Raw genomic sequence first — 268 nt, forward strand, 5'->3', positions numbered from 1 at the left:
GTTTAAGATTGCCCTAATAGGCTTATTCCCACCTTCCCATTGTAACTTAATCAGTGCTTGCTTGATTTTATAGCCGTGCACCTGTCCCACAATGACCTTTGGGTCTTGCCCTGAGATGTTCGGATAATCCTCAATCTGCAACTGTGCTTGCAGTTGGTGTTTTGCGTTGTCGTCTACCGTCCAGTTTTGCGTGGAGGATGAGCAGATGCTAGAAGAATTATAGTTATACAGCTCTCTTAACTCCGAACGTGCATACTTAGTGTTGGTC

Annotated in this window: 1 protein-coding gene; it reads right to left on the minus strand. The window is 44.8% G+C overall.

What is annotated here, in order from left to right:
- The coding region (locus tag AB4585_RS28265) for a polysaccharide lyase family 7 protein (RefSeq protein ID WP_372172083.1) at positions 1-268 on the minus strand (268 nt) is incomplete at both ends.

Source organism: Vibrio sp. 10N.222.49.C9 (genome assembly GCF_041474985.1).
GTDB classification, from domain to species: Bacteria; Pseudomonadota; Gammaproteobacteria; order Enterobacterales; family Vibrionaceae; genus Vibrio; species Vibrio crassostreae_C.